This window comes from Rhizobium sp. Leaf311 (genome assembly GCF_001423445.1).
Taxonomy (GTDB): Bacteria; Pseudomonadota; Alphaproteobacteria; order Rhizobiales; family Rhizobiaceae; genus Agrobacterium.
Genome location: NZ_LMNZ01000021.1, coordinates 226,006 through 242,100 on the forward strand (window position 1 = coordinate 226,006; position 16,095 = coordinate 242,100).

Annotated in this window: 12 protein-coding genes; 6 read left to right on the top strand and 6 right to left on the bottom strand. The window is 56.2% G+C overall.

The window, feature by feature from the left end:
• Positions 1-3: 3 nt before the first annotated feature.
• The gene (locus tag ASF69_RS20400; RefSeq protein WP_062590109.1) at positions 4-1,320 is read right to left on the bottom strand and encodes a D-serine ammonia-lyase; all 1,317 of its coding nucleotides are present in this window, start codon (positions 1,318-1,320) and stop codon (positions 4-6) included.
• Positions 1,321-2,047: 727 nt separating this feature from the next.
• Between ASF69_RS20400 and ASF69_RS20405 the strand changes: the two genes are divergently transcribed.
• On the top strand, positions 2,048-4,183 hold the full coding sequence (locus tag ASF69_RS20405; RefSeq protein ID WP_062590110.1) for a TonB-dependent receptor: 2,136 nt from the start codon (positions 2,048-2,050) through the stop codon (positions 4,181-4,183).
• Positions 4,184-4,250: 67 nt separating this feature from the next.
• On the opposite strand, the gene ASF69_RS20410 is transcribed toward ASF69_RS20405, so the two are convergent.
• The 4 genes from ASF69_RS20410 to ASF69_RS20425 are packed head-to-tail and all read right to left on the bottom strand — an operon-like array spanning position 4,251 to position 8,001.
• Positions 4,251-5,057, bottom strand: a complete 807-nt coding sequence (locus ASF69_RS20410) for an ABC transporter ATP-binding protein (RefSeq protein WP_062590111.1) — start codon at positions 5,055-5,057, stop codon at positions 4,251-4,253.
• Positions 5,050-6,027 carry an iron ABC transporter permease gene (locus tag ASF69_RS20415; protein ID WP_062590112.1) on the bottom strand — a complete coding sequence of 326 codons (978 nt, stop codon included), beginning with the start codon at positions 6,025-6,027 and terminating at the stop codon, positions 5,050-5,052. The genes ASF69_RS20410 and ASF69_RS20415 overlap by 8 nt, the downstream gene beginning before the upstream one ends.
• Entirely contained in the window at positions 6,027-7,049 is a 1,023-nt protein-coding gene (locus ASF69_RS20420; protein WP_062590113.1) for an iron ABC transporter permease, read from the bottom strand. Before ASF69_RS20420 ends, ASF69_RS20415 begins: the two co-directional genes overlap by 1 nt.
• Position 7,050: 1 nt before the next feature.
• Positions 7,051-8,001 (bottom strand): iron-siderophore ABC transporter substrate-binding protein, encoded by a 951-nt coding sequence (locus ASF69_RS20425; RefSeq protein ID WP_062590114.1) that lies wholly within the window; start codon positions 7,999-8,001, stop codon positions 7,051-7,053.
• A 518-nt stretch (positions 8,002-8,519) separates the two neighbouring features.
• Here ASF69_RS20425 and ASF69_RS20430 point away from each other — a divergent pair.
• The 3 genes from ASF69_RS20430 to ASF69_RS20440 all read left to right on the top strand — a co-directional run bounded on the left by ASF69_RS20430 (position 8,520) and on the right by ASF69_RS20440 (position 13,849).
• A complete protein-coding gene (locus ASF69_RS20430; RefSeq protein ID WP_062590206.1) occupies positions 8,520-10,304 on the top strand; it encodes a type I secretion system permease/ATPase in 1,785 nt (594 codons plus the stop codon).
• Entirely contained in the window at positions 10,297-11,604 is a 1,308-nt protein-coding gene (locus tag ASF69_RS20435) for an HlyD family type I secretion periplasmic adaptor subunit (protein WP_062590115.1), read from the top strand. The genes ASF69_RS20430 and ASF69_RS20435 overlap by 8 nt, the downstream gene beginning before the upstream one ends.
• Positions 11,605-11,926: 322 nt before the next feature.
• Positions 11,927-13,849, top strand: coding sequence for a methyl-accepting chemotaxis protein (locus tag ASF69_RS20440; RefSeq protein ID WP_062590116.1), 1,923 nt, complete (start codon positions 11,927-11,929; stop codon positions 13,847-13,849).
• Positions 13,850-13,968: 119 nt separating this feature from the next.
• Here ASF69_RS20440 and ASF69_RS20445 read toward each other — a convergent pair whose 3' ends face one another.
• Positions 13,969-14,526 carry a hemerythrin domain-containing protein gene (locus tag ASF69_RS20445; protein WP_062590117.1) on the bottom strand — a complete coding sequence of 186 codons (558 nt, stop codon included), beginning with the start codon at positions 14,524-14,526 and terminating at the stop codon, positions 13,969-13,971.
• A gap of 186 nt (positions 14,527-14,712) precedes the next feature.
• Here ASF69_RS20445 and ASF69_RS20450 point away from each other — a divergent pair, with 186 nt between their 5' ends.
• Both ASF69_RS20450 and ASF69_RS20455 read left to right on the top strand, forming a co-directional pair.
• Complete coding sequence (locus ASF69_RS20450) at positions 14,713-15,255, top strand: DUF4334 domain-containing protein (RefSeq protein ID WP_062590118.1); 543 nt, start codon at positions 14,713-14,715, stop codon at positions 15,253-15,255.
• Between the two features lie 2 nt (positions 15,256-15,257).
• Positions 15,258-16,016, top strand: coding sequence for an SDR family oxidoreductase (locus ASF69_RS20455; protein WP_062590119.1), 759 nt, complete (start codon positions 15,258-15,260; stop codon positions 16,014-16,016).
• The last annotated feature ends 79 nt before the right edge of the window (positions 16,017-16,095 follow it).

Consider the following 16,095-nt stretch of genomic DNA (forward strand, 5'->3'; position numbering starts at 1 on the left):
CTTTCAGGCCGCCACAGCCCTCTCAAGGAAGGATTCGTACTGGTCCTGCGGCACGAACAGGCCGCCGGTTGTCCAGACCACATGGGTCGCCTTTCGCATATCGCTTATGCCCTGCTGTTGGCAAAACCTTTGGCCGGAGCGATGATTGACGATGAAATCAGGTCCGGCAAAGGCCGCCGCCGCCGATGGCTCCAGTCGAATGTTCTGCGTTTCGTGGGAAAGGCGTAACCAGCGAAAAAGATCGGCGTCTTTGACCGTGAATACGCCCGCGAGCATGTTGCGCATGACCCTTGCGACAAAGGCTGACATTCTGGCAACCGCCATTCCGTCGGCTTCCGTGCGGTTCGTCAATCCCACGTCATAGACAGATACGAGTTCTTCCGAACCGCTCATCATGTGAACCATGGCACAGGGAGACTCGACGGGTTCTACGAAAAAGCAGTGTACGTTATCGCCAAATACTTTTTTGGCGCCATATGTCACACCGCCCGGCGCGCCGCCGATTCCGCAAGGCAAATAAAGGAAAAGCGGATGTTGCGCATCCACCACGATCCCAAGAGCTTGGAGTTGCTCGGCAAGTTCCGATGCCGCAGCGCTGTAACCGAAAAACAGTTGTTGAGATTGCTCATCGTCCACGAAATAAATCGAGGAATCCTGTTCTGCCTCCAGCCGGGCGTTCTCCACAGCGACCGTGTAGTCGGCCTGATGCTGGACGACATCGACGCCAAGCTTGGTAAGCCGTTCAACTTTCCACGACTTTGCGTCTGACGACATATGAACGGTAGCTCTGAAGCCAAGCGCGCGTGCAGCAACGCCAACGCTAAGACCGAGGTTGCCGGTACTCCCAACGGCGATGGTGTATTTGGAAAAGAGTTCTTTCGCGTCTTTTTCGGAAAGCTTGCGGATATCGTCGTTCTTTCCAAGGATTCCCTCACGGATTGCAAGAGATTCCGCAAACAAGAACACCTCATACACCCCGCCGCGCGCTTTTATCGAGCCCGCCACGGGAAGGGCGTTGTCGGCTTTGACCAGCACCCTGCCGAACGCCTCGCTGCCGTAACCAAGTGCCTCGCGAAGTGCCGTCAACTCAATGAGATCCGAACGAATGGCGCCTCCGCTGGCCACAAGCTCTGGAAAACAGGTCTGAAGCAAGGGTGCAAGACGTTCCCAGTTCGCCTTTGCCTCGTCCACGAGCTGTGGCCGAACAGGAAGGTGAGCGTCATTGATCGACCCGTTTCGGTACTCGGTGTTTAGCCACAGCGTGGGACGCGAAGCCAGAACATCTTCGCGGGCTGGGTCGTCTGGTAGCGTTATTGTCATGTCCAACCTTCAATTGTATATCTAGCCGTGTCAGCTAAATCGAACCCGAATGCTTCGGTGCATGGTTGCCCGAAATTTGAGATGAAAGCCCACCATCTGCATCCTCTTTCCCGAACATTAGACACCGTCATCCGCGAATAAAAGTTAATACTTTTTTGTGATTACATTACCTCTTCTAATCAATCGCTGGCGATCGGGTCTCCACATTGAGATAATTTGGTCCTCACAAGAGGCCCCGAAATCCAGAGCGAGATTGGTCGCCGCCATCGGAAAATCGATCTTGCAAACGCCATAGAACCGACGTCACAGATGGGCAGGATTGCTTCAGGATAAGGTCGAACTGATAGGTCTGCCGAGGTGCAGCTTCTGCCATGCGCTCAAGAGAGCATGTATCCGGATGGCTGGTTTATGCCTCGCGCTCGCAACAGATGTGTCTTTCGAAGAGCAGTGAGCCACTGCAGAAATTCGACACTTGCACATTCTCGCGTGAAACGCGCTTAGTTCGAATGGTCGACATTGTTCCGCATTGCTCGAGGTCTCCGCAAGACGCAGATGCATATGGCCTCCTACTGGTCCCGGGGATAATAGTCTGCTCTTCAGGGGCGTGTAATATGATGCAGATTTGCAACGCCGGGATGTTGTAAGATCAAGTTGCAATAAGGTGATTGAAATACTCATCTTTCATCGATTAGTTACCCTTCACTAGGGTTACTGGTGTGAGGGGATAATGACATTTTTTAATAATTTGCGGTCACTTCGTGGCTCGACGGCCATTGCCATAGTGGCAGGGGCAGTTTCTATCGGGCCGGGGACGCCGATTGCGATGGCTCAGGATGCTGCGACGAATGAAGAGGATACAACGACACTTCCAACGATCGTCGTTACCGGGGAAAAATTTGGACGCGATCAGTTTACTACCTTCACAAGTGTCGAAGTTTTTACGGGCGGAGAGCTTCATGATCTCGTCCGGCCGACACTCAATGATGCGCTGAACAGCCCGCCCAACATCCGCTCATTTTTGAGCGGCGAAGGTAATTCTGACATTGTAATTCGCGGTCTAAGCTCCGAGGGTGTAACCGCTCCGAGCCGCTCGAACCCGGTCATTTCCGTGGTCGTGGACGGTGCGGAACAGGGTGTGGAGGCAACGCGGCGTGGAACGCGAGGCGTCTGGGATGTCGAGCAAGTCGAGGTTCTGCGTGGCCCGCAATCCACCACACAGGGGCGCAATGCCCTCGCGGGCTCGGTCGTCATCAAGACGAAAGATCCGACCTATACTCCGGAAGCAAGTTTTGAAGGCGTGACTGGAACTGACAAGTACAGATCGGGCGCCTTTGCCGTTTCGGCACCGATCGTCAAGGACGAATTGGCATTTCGTATCGCGGGACAAGTCTTCCGTGGAGAAAACGGTATCGACTATGTCGATCCGTCTATTTCAGATGTAGGCGAAAACGAATTCGAGGAAATTCGCGGCAAGCTGCTATGGGAACCAGCCGAATGGGCCGGATTTAAGGGCCTTTTCACAGTCAGCCGCACACATGACAAACCAGCATGGGGGGCTGTGAGTGGTCCCGACTTCTTCGCTAGACGTTTCGATGCGACGACTGCAGAACGGCGGGATACATACGTCAACCGTTACATCGCCGACTTGAGTTATGAATTTAACGAAGACTGGAAAATACAGTCGATTACCTCCTTCGTAGACACGGATGTGGATATCAACTCTCCTCGGACTTCGACGCTTACGGCGTTTCAATTCATCCGCGACGACACGCGTGAGGGCGGTGATTTCTCCCAGGATATCCGCTTGACCTACGGATCGGAAGATTCGCAGTTTTCGGGTGTCTTCGGTGTTTTTGCGGGCCGATCCACCTTCGATCTCGATTCGAACATTCAGGCGGTTGCAGACCCGTCCATTCCGTTCATCCTGCCATTTCAGCTGCTACAGGCAAAGAACGAAAGCGAGACAGTCGCGCTCTATGCGGACACCCGCTACGAGTTCGTCGATCGCTGGACGTTGCTGTCGGGTGGACGATTGGTTCATGACAAAGTCTCGGCAAATTACACGGGGAGCCTTCTCGATATTTCCACGTTCGGGTACGTCCCTCTTACCGAAAACAATTCGGTTTCAAACACCGAGTTCCTGCCGAAGATCGGCCTGGCCTTCGAATTGGACGAGAATCAAAATCTGGCCGCGACCGCCACTAAAGGCTACAGACCGGGCTTCTCTGAGCTTGTGATTGGCACCACGACAGTCAACAAAGTCGACCCTGAAACTCTCTGGGCCTATGAACTTGCCTACCGTTCCAAGTGGCTTGAAGACAGGCTGCAGGTTAATGGCAACATCTTCTACTACGATTATAAGAACCAACAGGTTCCGCTTGAATTCGACCCTCGCTTCCCTGGCCAAACAATCAGCCTCAATGCTGCGGAATCGCATTCCTACGGTGCGGAACTCGACATTCGCTACAGTTTCGATAATGGTCTGGAGCTGTTTGGTGGCTTGGGTCTGATGAAGACAAAATTCGATAAGGGCGACTTCGCAGGCAACGAGTTTCCCGAAGCACCGTCTCTCACCGCCTCTTTCGGAGGCATTTACAAGCATGAGAGCGGTCTCTTCGCAGGCGGCGATGTGTCCTTCACCGATGGCTACTACAGCAAAGGCGACGTCAACAATCTGCGGTCACTCGATTCGTTTACTGTCTTGAACGCAAACATTGGCTACGAGAAAGACAACTTCAAGATCACTGCCTTTGCGCAAAACCTTCTGGATGAAGAGTATCTGACCTCGATTGCGACCAATGGACAAACGGCCACGGTCGGCGAAGGTCGATCATTCGGCATACGCGTAAACGCTACCTTCTGAACAATCTGACAAGCCCTTCAGGCTTCTTCAAACCCGCCAGGCCGTCCAGCTTGGCGGGTTTTTCGTTCTACCGGGTAACGTCATCCACGGGAACGCAGATCGGAGCCTTGCTCTGCGGTTCGATCATGATCGTCACATCGACATCGAAGACGCGCTTGACCGTCTCTGGTGTCAGGACATCGGCGGGTGCACCTCCGGCGACGATTGCACCCTGTTTCAAAAGGACGAGATTGTCAGCGTAGCGGGCCGCCTGGTTGAGGTCGTGAAGGACCGCAACGACGGTCACGCCGCGTTCCCGAACAAGCTTTTGCGCCAGACGCAGCGTATCGATCTGATGGGATAGGTCGAGAAACGTGGTGGGTTCGTCGAGCAAGAGAACGCTGGTTCGTTGCGCCAGCGTCATCGCAATCCAGGCGCGCTGTCGCTGGCCGCCCGAGAGAGTATCAAATGTCTCGCCCGCCAGATGTGCCGTGTCGGTCACCGCGAGCGCCTCTTCGCAGGCTTCGTCGTCCTCCTTCGTCCAGCGGCCAAAATGGCTACGATGCGGATAACGGCCCTGCCTGACCAGATCCTTCACCGACATGCCCTCTGGTGCCGACTGATTTTGGGAAAGAAGCCCGACACGTTGCGCCAGTTCCCTTCGCCCAAACGTCGAAATCGAACGGCCGTTCATCAGCACGCTGCCGTGCTGTGGCCGGATAAGACCAGCCAAGGCACGCAACAGGGTCGATTTTCCGCAGCCATTGGGACCGAGAAGCACCGTGAAGGCCGCTTCAGGAACGGAAAAATCGAGCTTGCGCAGGATAAGCCTTGCACCATAGCCGATCGACGCCTCGTGCGTTTGAAGGATAGGGAGGCCAGACTGTTCAGACATTTCTCTTCCGCCACATGAGATAAGCAAAGAATGGCGCCCCCAGAATAGCCGTCATCAAACCGACGGGCAGCGGCGCTGGCGTAAACAATGTGCGTGCCGCAAGGTCAGCTCCCACCACCAGAAGTCCGCCAGAAAGTGCCGTGACCGGCAGCATGAGGCCATGAGAATGCCCGACGAGCGAGCGAGCAATGTGCGGCGCGATGAGACCCACGAATGCCACCAGACCGGCCGCAGCCACTGCGGCACCAGACAGGATCGCGCAAAGGACGAACATCACGGCACGGATCAGTTCGACGCGTTGCCCTCGCGCCCTTGCGGTCTCGTCGCCCAAGATCAGCAGGTCCATTTCCCGCGCGATGAGGGCACTGCCCGCCATGCCGATTGTCAGCCATGTCGCGAGTGTGCGAATTTTATCCCAGGTGCTGTTGTAGATGCTGCCGGAGAGCCAGACCATCGCTCGCTGCACTGCCTGGGGGTCCCCGAAGGTGGAGATGAAGTTTGCTCCTGCCCCGGCGAGCGAACTGAGGCCGATGCCGATGAGAATGATGCGCAGCGAAGAGCTGCCGCTGTTCCATGACAAGGCATAGATCGCGAGCGACATTGCGAGGGCTCCGGCAAAAGCAAGCCACGACAGCAGGTGTGTGGGAGGCACCTCAAACCTGACGATGACGATGACCGCTGCAAGGGCCGCGCCGGCATTGACGCCGATCAGCCCCGGTTCCGCCAATGGATTTCGCAGCACCGACTGGGCAATCATGCCCGCAGTGGCAAGCGACGCGCCAACAAGGAAGCCCATGACAACCCTTGGAAGACGAATATCGCGAATAATCTGTATGGACTGTGCATCCGCCGCAGAACTGTCGGTGAGGACCGCAAGGATCTGCGCCATTCCGACATGGTGGTCGCCAATCGCCAGAGCCGCAAACAGCATGGCGACGGATGAGCCCAACAGGATGAGAACGCTGCGCATCAACCGATCCCACCGGCGCGCGACCGCGCCAGCCAGATGAAGAATGGCGCGCCCACCAGGGCAAGCGTCACGCCAACCGGGACGTCGATACCGGTCAGACTTCGTTGCAGACCGTCCGCCATAACAACCAGTAAGGCCCCCGAAAGCGCACAGAAGGGCAAGATCCAGCGATAATCGGTGCCGAGGCTCAAGCGCACCATGTGTGGCACCACAAGTCCGACAAAGCCGATAGGGCCTGCCAGCGCAACGGAGCTTCCCGCCATCAGGACAACGAGGGCTCCCGCAACAAGTCTCCATAACAGGACATTCTGCCCCACCGCTTGCGCGACATCCGCCCCGAGACTGAGCGTCGTCACCTCCCGTGCAAGCAGCAGAGTGGCAGCAACTCCAGCAAGCGCAAAGGGCGCAACGGCTGCGACGGAAGCCATTTCCTTCCCCGTCAATGAACCAACCGACCACAATCTGATGATATCAATGGCTTTCATGTCGAATATCAGGATAGACGCGGATACCGAGGCGAGGAAAACGCTCAGCACTGCGCCCGACAGGGCAAGCTTCACTGGCGTCACACCCGATGCGCCCGCTGACGCGATCACGTAGACGATGGCCCCGGCGACAGCGGCGCCTCCGAAAGCAAACCAAAGGAAGACAAGCGGCGATTGAGCGTCGAATAAGACGATGGAAATAACCACGGCAAAGGCGGCACCTGCGCTTATGCCCAGCAAATCCGGGGAAGCCAATGGATTGTTCGTAACCGCCTGCATCAGGGCTCCGGCCACACCCAGCGTCGAACCCACGATGATGGCGGCAAGAACGCGCGGAAGCCTGATTGTGGAGATAACCAGATCCTGATGGGTGGTTCCCTCTGAAATGATCGCAGACAATGCATCGCCGAGTGGTATCGCGGTGGTCCCTATGGTCAGTGACCACAGGCTTAAAGTAGCAAGCAGCAACCCCAGCAGGCCGAAAGCAACAATCCGCATCGCAGGGATGTTACGTCCCGCGGACTTGATGACCTCCATTTCAGGGCCTCGGGATGATATAGGTTTCGATGTCATCGAGAACCTTGTTGGCCGAAGCCAGACCGCTGAACTCCATCCAGGTCGCTGCGTCCACGCGGTAGACGCGGCCCGCCTTCACAGCTGGCAGCATTTTCCAGAACGGGCTGGCGAGCACGGCCTCATGTCTGCCGCTCGTGGCTGAATCGTTGGATCCGCCAACGATATAGAGCAGGATATCTCCATCCAGCCCAGCCAACCCCTCGAAATCGAGGCGTTTCGTACCGACCTTCTTTTCGGATGTTTCGAAATCCGTGCGCTTGACACCTGCCTCACGCAGCACCTCAAACGGTGCCCATGCGTCCGGTTCATCGAGGTAGACCTGGAATTCCCAAGGCGTGATGCGAACGACGGAGACGCGCAAATCCTTTGGAATCCGCTCGCGAACAGCCGCAACGCGTTTTTCATAGTCAGCGAAGCGATCTTCGATTTTACCGTCGACACCGGCGATGTTTGCCAGCGTGCGATAATAGTCTTTCCAGTTCGCCCCGGTCAGCAGTGCCGTGGGTGCCAGCCGCGATGCCATCTGGTACGCTTCCTCACCCAGGAAGTCGCTGCCAATGATGAGATCGGGCTGAAGCGCGACGATCTTCTCGATGCTGGGCTCCATGAAAGACCCGAGATCCACTACACCCGCAGCCTCGGCTTTTGCTTTCAGATCTTTGTCGCTCATCCCGAAAAGCGGAGCCCCGACGACAGGCAGGCCAAGCTCCAGCGCTATGCCCAGGCTGAAAGTCGGGACGAGGGAAACGATACGCTGCGGCTCCTTGGGCGCACAGAGAGGCGGATGGAGAAAAGCGCCTTGCTCGATAAGTCTGCCGTCGCATTGGGCGAAAACAGGGGTAGACAGCATAATACCTAGTAAAGCCCAGACGACGACTCGCATGAAGAACCTAAATATGAGGTTTGTGTTCATGTTAATTAGCCCGCCGGGCCGGCCGAAGCAATATGGAGAGAGCTGCGTGATGCAACCCCAAAACCCTTGCGCCGACCGGTGCTGCACATCGGGCACAGCCGCGGCAGACCGCTGCCCGTGTCCTTGATGTGCAATTCGTCTCATCCGCTCGTTTCTCGAAAAAAACCGGCGTTTGACCACGTTCATTCCGGCAGAGGCGTCTCGGATGTGACGGCTGTCGACGCATGGTTTGTTGCTGGCCTTATTCCGCGATACCTGAATTCGTAGTCACACGGTATCGGGGTTTACAGGCTGCCCGGTGGGGCTATTTTCGAGGCTAGCTCGCGTGTCGATGTGTGGTCAGTGTGGCGGAGCCGGGCGAATGAGTTCGGTAGCCGTGCTGCATGACGGGGCGAGTGTGGAAACGGGCCTTCCCGGTGATGCCGGTAGCGCCATTGTCTTTGCCTGAATTCGTGGAAATCAAAGTGTTCGGATCGTTCCAGCATTCTCTTTCGCAGTCAGATGCGGATGCCGACGCTATGTCGTTGAAATGGGTCGTTCTGGCGATTGCGTTGATCAGCGGCGTTGTCAACGTGCTGGCACTGACCTCGCCGCTTTTCATGCTGCAGGTTTATGACCGGGTTCTGGCGAGCGGAAGTGTGGAGACACTGGTCGGATTGGCGATCCTTGCCACGGGCATGTTTGTCATCCAGGCGGGTCTCGATATTATCCGTGCCCGCATCCTGCTTCGTATCGGTGAAGCCTTCGATGCCAGTTTGTCGAAGCGCGTCCATGACGCTGTCGTTCGTTTGCCGCTTTTGGGGCACTCTCCGCGAGATGGGCTGCAGCCGTTGCGGGACATGGATAATGTTCGCAGCTTCCTGGCCGGTTCGGGGCCAACCGCGTTTTTCGACCTGCCCTGGATGCCGCTCTATCTGTTCATTTGCTTCGCGTTCCATTTCTGGATTGGAATGACCGCGCTTGTGGGCGCCATTTGTCTCATTGCCCTTACGCTTCTGACGAACCTTTTTTCTCGCAAATCCATCCGCGAGGTGACGGCGCAGAACATGCAGCGCAATGGCATTCTTGAGGATGCCAGACGTAATGCCGAGATTACTCGGGCGATGGGCATGGGCAAGCGCGTTGCGTTTCGCTGGGCAAGAGTTAACCGCGCTTATCTGGATGCCAACCGAAAGGCCGGTGACGTTTCTGGCGCGTTTGGAAGCATCTCCAGAATGGCGCGCCTGATGTTGCAGTCGGCAATTCTGGGTGTCGGTGCCTATCTTGTCATTCGCCAGGAAGCGAGTGGCGGGGTGATGATTGCAAGCTCCATCATGATGGGGCGGGCGCTGGCGCCGGTCGATCTGCTGATTGCCAGCTGGAAGCCACTGTTGATGGCGCGGCAAAGCTGGGCACGCCTGAAGGAGTTGCTGACGAAAATCCCGAGGGACAGTGCGATGACGCCTCTGCCTGCGCCGCAGAGGGAACTGCGCGCCGAGGCTCTCATCATCGTGCCTCCCGGTGAAAAAAAGCCGACGGTAACCGGCGTGCAATTCATTTTGGGAGCCGGAAGCGCGCTGGGCGTTATCGGTGCCTCGGGCTCGGGCAAATCCACCCTGGCGCGCGTGCTTGCCAATGCCTGGGTGCCCGCCTCCGGCAAGGTCCGGCTTGATGGCGCAAGCCTCGACCAATGGGAACCGGACCGTCTGGGCTCCCACATTGGATACCTGCCGCAGGATGTGGCACTGTTCGATGGCACGATTGCTGAAAACATCTCTCGCTTTGATGACGAAGCAGATCCCGCTGCGCTCGTCGCTGCCGCAAAGGCTGCAGGTGCGCACGATATGATCCTGCGTTTTGACAAGGGTTACGAAACGCGCGTGGGCGAGGCCGGCTCGGCACTGTCTTCCGGTCAACGACAGCGTATCGGCCTTGCGCGGGCGCTTTATCGCGATCCCTTCATCGTGGTGCTGGACGAGCCCAATGCCAATCTCGATGCCGATGGCGAAGCTGCGGTCGTTGCGGCCATCGCCGCGGTGCGTTCGCGGCGCGGCATCGCCATCGTCATCGCGCATCGGCCAAGCGCGATGGCCGCGGTCGATCTCGTTCTGGTCATGGAAAATGGGCAGCAACGTGCGTTCGGCCCTCGCGACGAGGTTTTGTCCAGGGTCTTGAAAAAGGACGGGCAGGGGGATGTCCCACGGCAAGGATACCAAGCCTCTGGCCACGGCGTGATGCCGATCCGCGCCGTGGCGAGGGGTGAGGCAAAAGTGCCCGAGTTGCAATTGGCCGAGGTGAAGGCGAGGGAGCCCAGCGATGTCTGAAACCAAGCCCTTTGATCTTCAACGCTCCCTGCGCAGGCATCTCCAGGCCGGTGTCTTCGTTGGCGCGCTTCTGGTCTGCGGGGTGGGTGCCTGGGCTTCGACAATCGTGCTGTCCGGCGCCATCGTGGCGCCTGGGCAATTCGTGGTCGAATCCTATGTCAAAACCGTCCAGCATCCAACGGGCGGGGTGGTCGGTGAAATTCTGGTAAAGGAAGGCGATCAAGTCAAAGCCGGTGAGGTCGTCATGCGGCTGGACGCAACGCAGGCCCATGCCAGCCTGTCCATCGTCAGCAAAAGACTTGATGAGCTGAAGGCGAGACTGGCAAGGCTGGAAGCCGAGCGGGATGATGCGCCGAGTATCGCCTTTCCCGAAGACATGACGGCTCGCCTTGATGATTCCGATGTTGCGTCTGCGCTGCGCAGTGAGGAACGGCTCTTTCAGTTCCGCAAGGCTGCCCGCGATGGCAAGCAGGCGCAATTGCAGGAGCGCGTCGCGCAATTCCAACACGAAATTGAGGGGCTGAGGGCGCAGGAAGCTGCATATGCCGACGGAATCGACGTGTTGAACCGCGAAATAACGTCGTTAAGCGGGCTTAGGCAGCAGGGCGTGGTTTCGGATCAAAGGTTGAATGGCCTGAAAACGCAGATTGCCACTTTCGGAGGAGAGCGCGGCGAGAAGATTGCCTATCAGGCTCAGGTGCACGGGCGCATCGCCGAGACAAGGCTTCAGATACTCCAGATCGAGCAGGATTTGAAATCGGAAGTCAGTCGAGAATTGCGTGAGGTGCAGGGGCAGATCGGTGAGTATGTCGAGCGGAAGGTGTCTGCCGAGGATACGTTGAAACGGATCGATATCGTTGCGCCACAGTCGGGTACGGTCCATCAGCTTGCGGTTCACACCGTGGGTGGCGTAATTGGCCCGGCGGAAAAGATCATGTCGATCGTGCCGGACGAAACGGATATGGCGCTGGAAGTGCAGATCGCGCCAAAGGACATCGATCAGATTAGTCCTGGACAGGCAGCTCAGTTGCGCATGTCTGCGTTTAGCCAGCGAACCACGCCAGAGCTATCAGCGCATGTTACGCGCATTCCCGCCGACCTCACCACGAATGAAAGGACCGGCGCTTCCTACTATGTCGCACGACTAAAGGTTGATTCACGCGAGCTGGAAAAGCTGGGCAATCTTCGGCTTGTACCGGGAATGCCTGCCGAAGCGATGATCAAAACGGGGGAAAGAACAGCTTTTTCATACCTCCTGAAGCCACTATCGGACCAGATAAACCGGGCGTTCAAAGAATGATCAAAGCAAATTCTAAAATATGCAACCTATTGATTTTTATTATTTATGTATCGCAAAAATAGTATTTTACCTGGTTTTCCGAAGCTGGAAATTAGTTTTATTCACCAACGTATTTATGCCTAAGCTATTTAAATCATTTTGTTATTTGGTAATTATTTAATTTGTTAACCTCGTTTAAATCAGTTTTATTGAAACTCGCCTCCCATAAGTCGCTTCATGAAGAAGTGGCCACTTTAACGACAACACGATGATCGCCATGCAAACATTAGTTGCGCTTCATGGCTGTGTTTGTCGATTAATCTTGGTTTACTGAGGCTCCCATATGTCTTTTCTTCAAAACGCGAAAATTCGCACCAAAATACTTTCCCTGATAGTTCTGGTTGCACTCTTGGGTTTTATGGGCGTCTCCTATGTCGCCAAGAGCTTAAAGGATGCCGATAACCGCTATTCCAAGTTCATTGCCGAAGACTCCCTGGGCTCGATCGAGTTCTTTCGCGCCAATAGCTCACTTATTTCTATGGGCTATGGCATGACACTGGGTGTGGTGCTTCGTGAACAGGGTGGCGACACCTCCAAGATTGAAGAAGTTTACAAGAATGACATCGCGAATGTGTCCAGCAGACTTGAAAATGTAAAGAAACTGCTGCCTGAAATCAGTGCTGATGTCGATCCATTCATTGCCCGGGTAAAGACCATTTCTGCTTCAGGTGACAAAGTTTGGCAGCTGGCCCGTAGCGGCGATTTTGCCGGCGCTCGCAAGACGCTGACTGAACTCCAGCCCATGATAGACCAGTGGCGCACCGACATCCGTGTTACGAGTGAGCGTAACCTCAAGCGGATCGGGGAAAAATCGGACGCCTTGACCGAAGTTACGGACTCGACGATTTTCAATGCTCTCTTTGCTCTTGGTGTCATGTTCCTTTGTGCAATCGCGGCTTCCCTTTTCGTTTCTACGCAGGGCATCACCCGTCCGATTGAACTCTTGCGGGCACGCATGATGTCGCTCGCCAAGGGTGAAACCGAACAGGAAGTCGGTGGCCTCGATCGCCGCGACGAAGTCGGCCAGATGGCCGAAGCCGTTGCGGTATTCCGCAACAACGCAATTGAGCGTGAGCGGCTTGAAGCCGAGGCCATCGCCAATCGTAGTCTTTCTGAAAAGGAGCGTATTGCGCGCGAAGAGCAGAAGGCGAAGGAGGCGGCAGATACGTCCCATGCGGTCGATAGCCTTGCCGATGCCCTTTCACGACTGTCCGACGGTGATGTCTCCTATCGCATCAGCCAGCCATTTGCCCAGCATCTGGATGTCGTCAGAGCTAACTTCAATTCTTCTGCCGAAAAGCTGCAATCCGCTCTTACCCGTGTCGCAGGCAATGCGCGGGGCATCGATGCGGGCGCCAATGAAATCCGTTCCGCAGCCGACGATCTTGCCAAGCGCACGGAGCAGCAGGCCGCGTCGGTCGAGGAGACCGCAGCAGCACTTGAACAGATTACCACCACCGTCAAGGATTCGACGCACCGCGCGCAGGAAGCCGGTCAGTTGGTCGCAAAGGCCAGAGTTGGCGCCGAACAATCCGGTGACGTGGTTCGCAAGGCTGTCATCGCGATGGAGCAGATCGAGAAGTCGTCTTCCGAGATATCCAACATCATCAGTGTCATCGACGAAATCGCCTTCCAGACCAACCTTCTGGCGCTCAACGCCGGTGTGGAAGCGGCCCGTGCCGGTGAAGCAGGCAAGGGCTTTGCCGTCGTCGCGCAGGAAGTCCGTGAACTGGCACAGCGCTCGGCCAGTGCGGCCAAGGACATCAAGGCCCTGATCATGACCTCCAACTCCCATGTGCAGGATGGCGTGCAGCTCGTTGGTGAAACGGGTAAGGCGCTTGAAACGATCGTGACTGAAGTACAGGAAATCAACCGTCACGTCGTTGCTATCGTGGACGCCGCGCAAGAGCAGTCCTCCGGTCTGCAGCAGATCAACACTGCCGTAAACCAAATGGATCAGGAAACGCAGAAAAACGCAGCCATGGTGGAAGAGCAGACCGCTGCAAGCCATAGCCTGGCGCGCGAAGCGGAATCGCTGAACCAGCTTCTTGCCCAGTTCAAGCTGGGTAGCGGGCAGGAAAGCCCTGTTCGCACAGCCTCGTCCAATGAAAGACCTGTCCAGTCACCCGCTCGTGCCCTTGGCCGTAAAGTCGCCACCGCATTCAATGGCAATGCAGCGGTAAAGGCTGAGTGGGAAGAGTTCTGAGGTTTCCTGTCGCCTGCGCAGCGAGGCCGTAAGCCACGTTACGCGTCGCTCTGTGAGCGCACACGAAAATGCTCTGCCCATCGAAATCATGGGCAGAGCATTGGCATATGCGGAATTGACTAGAGCGCGCGGTAATAGCCCAGGGCCTCTTCCAGCTCCGTCTGCTCGTAGCCGAAATGTGACCGGACCACGCGGTCGATAAGACAGAAGGTCTCCTTTGCTTGCGCAAATGTTTCCGCGCCAGGGTCGGCGAGAAGGGCTGCAACATTTTCCGAAAGCGTCAAAAGCAATTCGTGGATCACGTCGTGTTCCTGCATGAGGCGTTGGATGACCGCTTTCACGCCGTCGCTCGCCCCCGCCAGAATGACAGGGAATATGTCACCATCTTCAGCGGAATGATGATAGTTGAGAAACTCGCATTCGCGCCCGCAGAGGTTTCCGAACCGCACATAATTTCTCATCATATCCAGCGTTTCGATTTTGGTCGCAAGCGTTCCGGAGTCCAGCTCGCCCGCTTCCACCTTCAGCATCATGGCCTTGGTTTCGTTGAGCGCGTCGATATGCATGGCATGAATCATGGCCAGCCGCTTTCCCGCCATTCGATCTGCCGGAGTGGCTTGCGGAATTGGTGGTGCTCTGGGGCGTGTATCGTCTTCAAGAAGGTCAAATACGTTCATTTTCAATCCATGGCGATCTGCTCACAGAGAGCGTTGGGGGGATCGGATTTCCTATCGCCGCTTGAATTAGGCACGAAGGTCTCTATCTGCAACTGCGAGAGGAGTTGGCAGCCTGTTCGTTTGAATGATCGACGCAAGCGGTGCATGGAATATATATTTTATTGGTAGAGCCGAGGTTGGATTAGTATGACCACAAGACATATACTTGAGACGCGACGCGCCGGCCCGGATGAGATACTCGCGGCTTTCGACGGCCTTGAGCCGGCGACACTCGATTTCATGACTGGACGCTGGCGGGGTTTTGAAATCCGCACCGGCCACAGGCTAGATGGCCTTCTGGAGCCAAGTGGCTGGTACGGCAAACTGTTCGAAAGTGCCGAAGCGGTGCATCCGCTGCTGTTTTACGGTCCTGCGAAGCGCAGTCTTTATGCTGTCGATCCGATGCTTGTGCCATTGTTTGCCCCGCTTCCCCGTTCATCCGTTCTTGGTCTGGCAATGAAGGTAGCGCGGCCCCTTTTGCAGACGAGCCTGCCGAAGGCAAGATTGCGGATGATCGAGTTTCGAGGGCGCTCGACAGCGACCATGGCCTATGACAGCAAACCTATCTTTGATCATTTCGCGAAAATTGATGATCGCCGTGTGCTGGGCATCATGGACCTGAAGGGTATGCCCGGTCCCTATGCGTTCTGCCTTGAGCGTGATGATACTCCAATGGAGATAAGGCTTTAGTCATGACGGATGTAACTGTTATCACAGGTGGCGCCAGCGGTCTTGGGCGTTTGCACGCGCTTCGTCTGGCTCAGAAAGGCGGCTACGTCGCCATCATCGACCTCAACCAGGAAGGATTGCAGGACGTCAGCGGGCATGATTCCCGCATCAAGCCATTCTCATGCGATGTGACGGATCATGATGCGCTCGAGGCGACCGTGGCCGAAATCGAGCAAACGCTTGGACCCGTAACATGTCTCATCGCTTGCGCAGCAATCATGCCTGGCGGTGAACTCGCAAAGACCGACCCGGCGAAGATCAACAAGGTCATGCAGATCAATTATTGTGGCATGGTCAATGCCACCGGCATCCTCCTCAAGCGAATGTTGCCGCGTCGCAAGGGTGATATCATCATTTATGGCTCGACAGCCGGTATCGTTCCCATCGATCGGTTTGGCGCTTACGGCGCCTCGAAAGCGGCAGTCAATCATTATGCGAAAATACTCATAAATGAGAACCGCAACAGCGGTCTGCGGTTTCAACTGGTATGCCCGCCAGCGGTGGACACCCCACTGATATCGCAGGTCGCAGAAGCGGGACCTGACTTCTTGCGAAATGGCCGGACATCGATCTCCCAGATGGTCACGCCAGAGGTTGTCGTTGAATCTGTCGAGCGAGCTCTGGAGGCCGGGCGTGAGGTCAACTATCCAGGCCGTGGCAAATTGATTGAACTGGCGTATCGTGCCTTCCCCGGTATCGTGCGCAGGGTTTCAAATAGTTGAATGTGAACTCGGAAGCCTGTCTCGGTCAGAAGTGATGCTTTGATGCTTCAGGTTTTCGCAGAATTGAACGGATATCAGG